The 9,167-nt window shown below is 70.6% G+C and carries 6 protein-coding genes; 4 read left to right on the forward strand and 2 right to left on the reverse strand.

Going from position 1 to position 9,167, the window contains the following annotated elements; all coding sequences use genetic code 11:
- Positions 1 to 41: 41 nt before the first annotated feature.
- Together ABZW18_RS33440 and ABZW18_RS33445 are read right to left on the reverse strand one after the other, a co-directional pair.
- Positions 42 to 1,379 carry a M64 family metallopeptidase gene (locus ABZW18_RS33440; RefSeq protein ID WP_356194958.1) on the reverse strand — a complete coding sequence of 446 codons (1,338 nt, stop codon included), beginning with the start codon at positions 1,377 to 1,379 and terminating at the stop codon, positions 42 to 44.
- A gap of 163 nt (positions 1,380 to 1,542) precedes the next feature.
- Positions 1,543 to 2,871 (reverse strand): alpha/beta fold hydrolase, encoded by a 1,329-nt coding sequence (locus ABZW18_RS33445; RefSeq protein ID WP_356194961.1) that lies wholly within the window; start codon positions 2,869 to 2,871, stop codon positions 1,543 to 1,545.
- Between the two features lie 101 nt (positions 2,872 to 2,972).
- Between ABZW18_RS33445 and ABZW18_RS33450 the strand changes: the two genes are divergently transcribed.
- From ABZW18_RS33450 to ABZW18_RS33465, 4 genes are all read left to right on the forward strand, one after another.
- Complete coding sequence (locus ABZW18_RS33450; RefSeq protein ID WP_356194964.1) at positions 2,973 to 4,352, forward strand: helix-turn-helix domain-containing protein; 1,380 nt, start codon at positions 2,973 to 2,975, stop codon at positions 4,350 to 4,352.
- 191 nt (positions 4,353 to 4,543) lie between these two features.
- Positions 4,544 to 5,956, forward strand: a complete 1,413-nt coding sequence (locus ABZW18_RS33455; RefSeq protein WP_356194969.1) for a family 2B encapsulin nanocompartment shell protein — start codon at positions 4,544 to 4,546, stop codon at positions 5,954 to 5,956.
- Positions 5,957 to 6,158: 202 nt separating this feature from the next.
- A complete protein-coding gene (locus ABZW18_RS33460) occupies positions 6,159 to 7,586 on the forward strand; it encodes a family 2B encapsulin nanocompartment shell protein (RefSeq protein ID WP_356194966.1) in 1,428 nt (475 codons plus the stop codon).
- Between the two features lie 396 nt (positions 7,587 to 7,982).
- On the forward strand, positions 7,983 to 9,050 hold the full coding sequence (locus ABZW18_RS33465; protein WP_356194972.1) for an extracellular solute-binding protein: 1,068 nt from the start codon (positions 7,983 to 7,985) through the stop codon (positions 9,048 to 9,050).
- The last annotated feature ends 117 nt before the right edge of the window (positions 9,051 to 9,167 follow it).

Below are 9,167 nucleotides of genomic sequence, written 5' to 3' on the forward strand. Positions count from 1 at the left end.
CAGGGCACGCCGCCCTGCCCCGGCGGCCGGAGCGGCGCCGGTCAGCGGCCGGCGGTCCAGGTGAGAGTGTCGGTCAGCTCGGCGCGCAGCGCCGGGTCGCGTACGGCCGGGGTCGGGTCCTGAGCCCTGGCGGTGAGCCGGTGCGTACGCCAGTCGTGCCGGCCGATGAGCTTCTTCACGGCGACGGTCCGGTCACCGCGCAGGCTCCTGACCTCCTTGCCGTCGAGGTACCAGCGCAGGGCGACCGGGCTGCCTTCGCCGGCCGGCCGGGGTACGCGCACCCTGACCGTGTCCTTGCGGGTGAGCCGGCGGTCGGTGGGGGTGCTGCTCGCGAGTGAGGTGGCGTGCCGGTAGAAGCCGGCGATCATTGCTTCCCGCCCCACCGTGTTGAATTCCCGGCCCAGGGTGCGCATGATCGAGTTCTCGCTCGGCCGGTACAGCCCCTTCGGGTGGTACCCGCCGCCCTCGAACGCGGCGATGGTGCCGCCGTCGGGGGTCGGTTCGCCGAGCCAGCGGTACCACTTGGCCCGCAGGTCGGCGAGTTCCCGGGCAGTGTGCGTCGAGGTGTTGACATCGGGGGGTTCGGGCCCGGTGTACTCCCCGTACTCGTCGTAGAAGTACTCGTCGGCGAGCTTGCCGAGGGAGTGTCCGGTCTCGTGCACCGCGACCTGGCCCGACTGCTCGTTGCCTCCTGCCACCGTCGCTATGCCGTCGTAGCCGAGCTGCGAGACGACGTCGTTGTAGCCGGCGCCGCCGTACTTGGCGCTGTTGGCCACCACGATCACCAGGTCGGCCTCGGGCGCCTTGGCGGCGTAGCCCTCGACCTTGTCGGTGTCGACGCACAGCAGGCGCTCCAGGCCGTCGCACCAGAAGTAGGTGTCCAGGGCGGTGTCCTTGACCACGTCCTGGGAGGGGTCGCCGGAGACGCCGGACTGCGCAGAGACGGCGTCGACGGCCCAGACGTTGAAGAGGTTCTGGTAGCGGGTGTACGGCTCGACGCCGGTGATCTCGTGCCACTTCTCCTTGGCGTCGGTGTGGAACCGGTCGAGCTCTGCGGAGGTGTAGCCGTCACCGATGACGACGACGTCGAGCTTGTCGTCGGTCGGGCCGTTCTCGACGATCGGCGTGACGTCGCCGTCTCCGGCGAGGGAGCCGGAACCGCCCGCCAGCCGCCGGGGAGTCGCGGCGGGGACCTCGACATGGCGGGGGTGGGCGGTCGGCGAGGAGAAGTACTCCACGCGGTGGCCGTCCCGGTCCTGTCCGGACGGCGGCGCGGCCGCCCCGGGGTCCGAGGCGGCCGCGATCGGGCTGGTGGCGGCGAGGAGGGTGGCGACGGCGACGCCACATGCCGCGCCGAGTCTGCCTATGCCTGTGCGCACTGCGTTCCTCCCGGGTGGGGGTGGGGTGAACGATGGTGATAAGCGCCGCATTAACCGGGCTTAATCAGCCAGTCAACCTAGAGGGACGCAAGGACACGGGCAATGGGCAGGAGTGCAAAGACTGCTGATTCTCCGTCAGACGGGTGGACGCGAACCGCGACTGTCAAATCGTCCCGTGGGCGAGCGCGATCAGCCGGTCCAGCACCTGGGGCCCACCGGCCCGCACCCCGTCGTGCTCGAACTCGTCGGTGACCCAGGTGCGCAAGCCCCCGATGGTGCGCGCGGTGTCCAGGGCGTGGCCGGTGTCCACGTACATGTCGTCGTGGTAGACGGCTGCGGCGGTGGGCACCTCGTTGGCGGCGAGCCGCCGCGGGTCGTACAGCGGTGCCCAGCCGGTGCGCCCCGCGAGCAGCTCAGCGGTCTCGCGCAGCGGGCGCAGGGCGGGGTCGGCGTCGAGCATCCAGGGGTAGACCATCTCGCCGGTGAACAGCACGGGTTCGTCGCTCTCGAGCGCCCGGTCCGCGTCGAACTCCGGGAATTCGGCGCGGACCCGCTGGGCGGCCCAGCCGGTGGCCGAGCCGTCCTGGGCGTAGATCGCCTCCTGGAGCAGGGCGTAGAGGGGATTGGCCGCGTGGGACAGGACCGACCGGGCGCCCTCGAGGAAGGCGTCGGACAGGTGTGGTCCCGCGGGAGTACGGACGAAGGAGTGCTCCAGCAGATAGTGCAGGCGGTGGGAGCCCCCGGAGCCGCCGAGCAGGATGCCGAGCGACTGGAACGCCTCGACGGTGAACCGGTAGCCGCCCGGCAGCTCGGCCGGGTGCTCGCGGAGGTGGGCGGCGATACGGCGCGCGGTCGCGGCGTCCTGCGGGTACCGCGCGTAGTGCGCCGCGTTCTTGCGTACGACGCGGGGATACGCGGCCCGGTAGACCTCGTCCGCGTCCGCGTCGAGCGAGGGCAGCCCACCGGTGATCAGCGCGGTCCGCAGCGCCTCGGGGGCGGTGGACAGATAGTGCACGGCGCAGAAGCCACCGAAGCTCTGGCCGAGCACGGCCCAGGGCGCGCCGCCGGTCAGCCGGGGCCGGATCCACTCGCAGTCCTGCACGATCGCGTCGGCGCGGAAGCGGGCCAGATAGTCGGCCTGGGCCTGCGCGTCGCCGCGCATCGGCAGAGTCTGCCGGTCGGCCGGGCTCGACCGGCCGGTACCGCGCTGGTCCAGGAGCAGCACGCGATAGTCCTGTACGGCGCGCTTGACCCAGTCGGTGGCGCCGAAGGGCCGGCGGGCGCCGAAGCCCGGGCCTCCCTCGAGATAGAGCAGCCAGGGCAGCTCCTTCTCCTCCTTGCCGGGCGCCACCACTTCTCGGGCGAACAGCTCGATCCGTTCCCCTCCGGGGTCGCTGTGGTCCAGAGGGACCTCGAAGTGGTGATCGGTGAGCACCAGTCCGGGCTGGCGGTAACGGGTCAATTTCGCTCCTGTCGGTACGGTCCCACCCATGGCCATTAACGCCATAGTTAACTAGCCTTAACACCGGATCAAGCCAGTGGGGCGCCGACTTCTACCGGGATGCGGCGCAACCGCTGAGGGGGTACGGACGGATGGCGACGAGCAGTACCACCCGGGGCGCCGAGCGCGCGGCGGACACCGGGATCGGCGCGCGTGTCCAGCGGCTGCGCACCGAACAGGGCCTGACCCAGCGCCAGTTGGCCGAGCCGAAGTACACGGCGGCGTACATCTCGACGCTGGAGTCCGGCCGGGTCCGCCCCTCCGCGACCGCGCTGAACCACCTCGCGTCGCGGCTGGGCGTCAGCCTGGACGAACTGGCCACCGGGCGTCCCGCGCACATCGCCACCGAGCTGCGGCTGCGGCTCACCGACGCCCGGCATCTGCTCGGCGCCGGTGACCCGGCGGAGGCCACGGAGCTGCTCCGCGAGCTGCTGGCCGCCGCGACGGAGCACGGCTTCGACGAGGAGCGGGCGGACACGCTGGTAGCGCTCGGCGACTGCGCCCTGGACCTGGGCGAACTCACCGAGGCGCGGGAGAGCTTCGAGGAGGCGGAGCGGCTGCTGGCCGGGGAGCCGCTGCCGCGCCGCGCTGCCGCTCTGCGCGGCCGGGCGGTGGCCCATCTGCTGGCGGGTGAACTGCGCTACTCCTGCTATCTGCTGGAGTCCGCCCTCGACGAGCTGAACAAGAGCGGACTGCACGACCCCGACGCGCTGGTGCTGCTGCACAGCGCCGCCATCGCCCCGTACATGGACATGGGCGCCTACGCCCGGGCCGCGCAGAGCGCCGAATTCGCGCTCGCCCTCGCGCCGAGCATCAGCGATCCGGCCCTGGTGGCCAGGATGCACCGGGGAGTGGCACGCGCGATGATCGCCGAAGGCCGGTCTGCGGAGGCCGACGCCTCGCTCACCAAGGCCCAGGAGCTGTACCGGCAGCTGCACATCCGCACCGAGCTGGCGCACTGCCACTGGATGCGGGGCTATGTACGCGCCCAGGACGGCGACCTGGAGGCGGCGGAGTCCGAGCTGCGCACCGCCCGGGACATGCTGGCCTCGGGACGCGCGCAGCTGTTCACCGCGCAGGTCGACGTGGAGCTCGCGGACGTACTGCGGCGGCGCGGCAGGCGGGAGGAAGCGGCGGAGCTGCTGTCCCGGACGCTGGACGGGATCGGGACCGCGCTCGGCCCGGAGCGCGGCGCGGTCCACGCGGCGGGCGCTCACCGGCTGCTGGGGATGATCGCCGAGGAGGACGGCGCGGCCGAGGACGCCGAACGGCACTACTGCGAGGCGCTGTCGCTGCTGGAGAACTCGGGCGCGGCCGGGGACCTGGCCGACATCTGCCGGCTGCTCGGCGATCTGCTGCGGCGCGAGGACCGGATCGACGCGGCGCTCGACGCGTACCGCACCGGGCTCGGCCACCGCGCGGCGCCGGGCACCACGACGCTCGGTCCGGGACCGGCGCAGCCGACGCTGTGACCGCACCCGCGTGCGGCTGACCGCACGGCCCGTACCCCCTTCCGTCCGCGTCCGGCATTTCTTGGCATTCCGCAGACCAACCCACCCTTTTGAGCGATTTCAAGATCCATTGGGCGCTGATAGCTTCGCTGCCGGGGGATGAGCAATTCCTCACCCGACAGTTCTCCGTACAGAGATGGGTGGCGTCCGATATGACCACGTCGGTGGATTCGGCTTCTGCCGCAGAGGACGGTCAGCCGCAGCTGAGCAGTCTGGGAACGGCAGCAGCACGGAATTTGGCGACAACAAGCAAGTCGGAACCGCAGATGCAGGGCATCACCTCCCGGTGGCTGCTGCGTCTGCTGCCCTGGGTGCAGGTGCCCGGTGGCACCTACCGGGTGAACCGCCGGCTGCGCTATACGGTGGGCGACGGCCGTATCGACTTCGTCACGACCGGGAGCGAAGTCCGGGTCATTGCACAGGAGCTGTGCGAGCTTCCGCTGCTGCGCGGCTTCACCGATGTCCCGTCGCTGGAAGCCCTCGCCGAGCGTTTCGTGCAGCGCGAGTACGCGGCCGGCGAGGTGATCGCCGAGGCAGGACGCCCCGCCGATCACCTCTATCTGATCGCGCACGGCAAGGCGGCCAGGCTGGCCCCCGGAAAGTACGACTCGCCGGCCGTGGTGGGCATGTTCGCCGGCGGCGACCACTTCGGCGACCAGGCGCTCGCGGCTCCCGACGCCGACTGGTCGTACACCCTCAAGGCCGTCACGGCCTGCACGGTGATGGCCATCCGGCGCGCGGACTTCGCCGAGGTGGCGGGAGCCTCACCGGCGCTGCGCAGCCATGTCCGGCGCAGGGTCGGCATCCCGCAGCAGCGGCGGAACAGCCACGGTGAGGCGGAAATCGGCCTGGCCTCCGGCCACACCGGGGAGCCGGTGCTCAGCGGTACCTTCGTCGACTACGAGCTGTCCCCGCGCGAGTACGAACTGAGCGTCGCCCAGACCGTCCTGCGCGTCCACAGCCGGGTCGCCGACCTCTACAACGAACCCATGAACCAGGTCGAGCAGCAACTCCGCCTCACCGTCGAAGCACTGCGCGAACGCCAGGAACACGAGCTCGTCAACAACCGCGAGTTCGGCCTGCTCCACAACGCCGACCTGCGCCGGCGCATCCACACCCGCACCGGACCGCCGACCCCCGACGACCTCGACGAGCTGCTGGCCACGGTCTGGAAGGACCCGGGGCTGATCCTGGCCCACCCGAAGGCGATCGCGGCGATCGGCCGAGAGTGCAGCAAGCGGGGTATCCACCCGGACGCCATCGACTTCCAGGGGCATTCCGTCCCTGCCTGGCGCGGCGTTCCGATCTTCCCGTGCAACAAGATTCCCGTCACCCGATCCGGCACCAGTTCGGTCCTGGTCATGCGTACCGGAGAATCCGCCCAGGGAGTCGTCGGGCTGCACAGAACCGGTATCGCGGACGAATATGAGCCCGGCCTTTCCGCACGCTTCATGGGCATCGACGAAAAAGCCATCATCTCCTATCTCGTCAGCGCCTACTATTCCGCGGCCGTTCTGGTCCCGGATGCGCTCGGAATTCTCGAGGACGTCGAGATCGGGAATTGAGACTCCGGGAGAGAAACGGAGAAAGGGATAGTCCCGGCCGATACAGCCCCATGACCGTGCTCCCGGATCATCGGCCTGCACCAGAAGCACCGGACCGCGCACGCGGCAGCGGCCGGACGGCCGCTCGGCAGCGACGCCGGCCCGGTCACCTCAGCCGCCCGTATCGCCTCTCACATCGCACAGGAATGGGTGAAGTTCTCCGATGACCACCTCAGTCGAAACGGCTGCCGTCTCCGGGAACGGGGAGCAGCCGCAACAGGCGCAGTCGAGCCTCGCGACCGCCGCAGCGCGGAATCTGGCGACCACCACCAAGTCGGTCCCCCAAATGCAGGGGATCTCCTCGCGGTGGCTGCTGCGCGCGCTGCCGTGGACCGAGGTCACGGCCGGCACCTACCGGGTGAACCGCCGGCTGACCCACACCCTCGGGGACGGGCGCGTCGAGTTCGTCAGCACCGGAGCGGAGGTCCGGGTGATCCCCGCCGAGCTGCGCGAGCTGCCGCAGCTGCGCGGCTTCGACGACAGCGAAGCGCTGGAGTCGCTGGCGGACCGGTTCATCCAGCGGGAGGTCGCCGCGGGCGAGCCGATCGTGGAGGCGGGCCGGCCGGCCGACGAGGTCGTCCTCATCGCGCACGGCAAGGCCGACAAGCTGGGCACGGGCAAGTACGGCGACCGTACGGTCCTCGGCGTCGTCGCCGACGGCGATCACGCCGGCGAGGACCTGCTGACCGGACAGGGCGGCGAATGGCCGTTCACACTCAAAGCGGTGACCGCCTGCACGGTGCTGGTCCTCCCCCGGCGGGCGCTGGCCGAGGTCATCCGCCGGTCCGGGCCGCTGCGGGCGCACCTGGAGGACGTCCGGGCGTCCCCGCACCCGCCGCAGAACAAGCACGGTGAGGCCGCGATCGACCTGGCCGCCGGGCACAGCGGTGAGTTCGGACTCCCGGGCACCTTCGTCGACTACGAGCTGTCCCCGCGCGAGTACGAACTGAGCGTCGCCCAGACCGTCCTGCGCGTCCACAGCCGGGTCGCCGACCTCTACAACGAACCCATGAACCAGGTCGAGCAGCAACTCCGCCTCACCGTCGAAGCACTGCGCGAACGCCAGGAACACGAGCTCGTCAACAACCGCGAGTTCGGCCTGCTCCACAACGCCGACCTGCGCCAGCGCATCCACACCCGCACCGGACCGCCGACCCCCGACGACCTCGACGAGCTGATCTCGCGGCGCCGGAAGACGCAGTTGCTACTCGCGCACCCGAGCACCATCGCGGCGTTCGGCCGGGAGTGCAACCGGCGGGGCCTGTATCCGCCCGGCGTGGAGTTCCAGGGGCAGCAGGTCCGCGCCTGGCGGGGCATCCCGCTGCTGCCGTGCAACAAGATCCCGGTCACCGAGGCACGGACCAGCTCCATCCTGGCGATGCGGACGGGCGAGTCCGACCAGGGCGTCGTCGGGCTCCGTCAGACGGGCATCCCCGACGAGATCCAGCCCGGCCTGAACGTACGGTTCATGGGCATCGACGAGAAGGCGGTCATCTCCTATCTGGTGAGCGCCTACTTCTCCGCCGCCGTCCTGGTGCCGGACGCGCTGGGCATTCTGGAGGATGTGGAGATCGGCCACCACGACGGCTGACGGCCCGGGGGGGCGCGGCGGGCGGGGTCTTCCCCCGGCCCGCCGCGGTGTGCCAGGAGGTCGGACGTTCTGATGTGACGTCAGAACGGGCCGCAGCGGCGGGCATCCGCTGCCCGGGCTGTCCACCTGCCGCGCGTGGCGTTCGTCCGATCGGGGTGGGGTGCCCAGTGCCGGGCGCGGGGGCCCAGGGTTCGGGGGCGGGGTGCCCGGAGAGTCGTTCACCGTCCCGCCCTCCGAACTTCAGTGTCGTCTTATTGACACAGCGAGTAGTGATGGAGTTGTCTGTGCAGCCCTTCACCCCTCCCTGGAGTTCTTGTGATCGCCCACCGTGCCCACGCGGCCGCCCTAAGCGGCAGCCTCGCCCTTGCGGCCCTCACTCTCAGTGCCTGCGGCACCATGACGGGACAACCCGCCGCAGAAGGCAAGAATCCCGCGGCGGCCACCTCCGCGGACGCCGCGGGCGGTATGGACGCCCTGGTCACCGCCGCGAAGAACGAGGGAAGGCTCAACGCGGTCGCGATCCCGCGCGACTGGGCCAACTACGGGGCTCTGATCGACGGCTTCACCAAGAAGTACGGGATCAAGGTGCACGTGGACAATCCGAACGGTTCCAGCGAGGACGAGATCAAGGCGGTCAAAGACCTCAGGGGCAAGGACAGCGCACCCGACATCCTCGACATCGGCAACTCCTTCGCGCATGCCGCGACCGAGGAGGGTCTGCTCGCCACGTACCGGGTCGCCCCGTTCGACAAGATCCCCAAGAGCCAGAAGGACCCGCGGGCGCGCTGGTACAACGACTACGGCGGCTATATCTCGATCGGCTGCAACGCAGGCCAGGTGGAGACGTGTCCCGAGTCATTCGCCGACCTTCTGAAGCCCGAGTACAAGGGCAAGGTCGCGCTCAACGGCAATCCCAACAAGTCGGGTTCGGCCTTCGGCGGCGTGTACGCGGCAGCCCTCGCCAACAGCGGCTCCTTCAGTGACATCGAGCCGGGCCTGAAGTTCTTCAAGGAGCTCAACGACAGCGGCAACTTCAACCCCGTCGAGTCGACCCCGGCCACGGTCGAGAAGGGGCAGACCCCGATCAGCATCGACTGGGACTATCTCAACGCCGGATACGCCGATCAGTTCCGCAAGAAGGGCATGGACTGGCAGGTCACCGTCCCCACCGACGGTTCCTACGCCCAGTACTACACGCAGGCGATCAACAAGGACGCGCCGCACCCGGCGGCCGCCCGGCTGTGGCAGGAGTACCTCTTCAGCGCCGAGGGCCAGAACCTCAGGCTCGACGGCTACGCCCGCCCGGTCCTGATGAATGCCATGGAGAAGGACGGCTCCATCCACGAGGTCGCCGCCGCCTGGCTGCCGGCGGTCGAGGGCGCTCCCAGGTTCCCGACCGAGGCGCAGATCATCAAGGCCAAGAAGGTCATCGCGAGCGGCTGGGCGAAGGCCGTCTCCCGCTGACCCACGGCCGGGGGGGGGGGGGGGCCCCCCCCCCCCCCCGGGGGGGCGGGCCCCCCGCGCCCCCCCCCCGGGCGGCCCGCAGCCGCGCGCGCCCCCCGCGCCGGCGGCCGCCGCGGC

Source organism: Streptomyces sp. NPDC004647, assembly GCF_040609575.1.
Lineage (GTDB): Bacteria > Actinomycetota > Actinomycetes > Streptomycetales > Streptomycetaceae > Streptomyces.

What these genes read in the sequence shown, in the direction of transcription:
- ABZW18_RS33445 (WP_356194961.1), bottom strand. Translation starts at nt 2,871, where the DNA reads ATGGGTGGGACCGTACCGACAGGAGCGAAATTGACCCGTTACCGCCAG.
- ABZW18_RS33450 (WP_356194964.1), top strand. Translation starts at nt 2,973, where the DNA reads ATGGCGACGAGCAGTACCACCCGGGGCGCCGAGCGCGCGGCGGACACC.
- ABZW18_RS33455 (WP_356194969.1), top strand. Translation starts at nt 4,544, where the DNA reads ATGACCACGTCGGTGGATTCGGCTTCTGCCGCAGAGGACGGTCAGCCG.
- ABZW18_RS33460 (WP_356194966.1), top strand. Translation starts at nt 6,159, where the DNA reads ATGACCACCTCAGTCGAAACGGCTGCCGTCTCCGGGAACGGGGAGCAG.
- ABZW18_RS33465 (WP_356194972.1), top strand. Translation starts at nt 7,983, where the DNA reads ATGACGGGACAACCCGCCGCAGAAGGCAAGAATCCCGCGGCGGCCACC.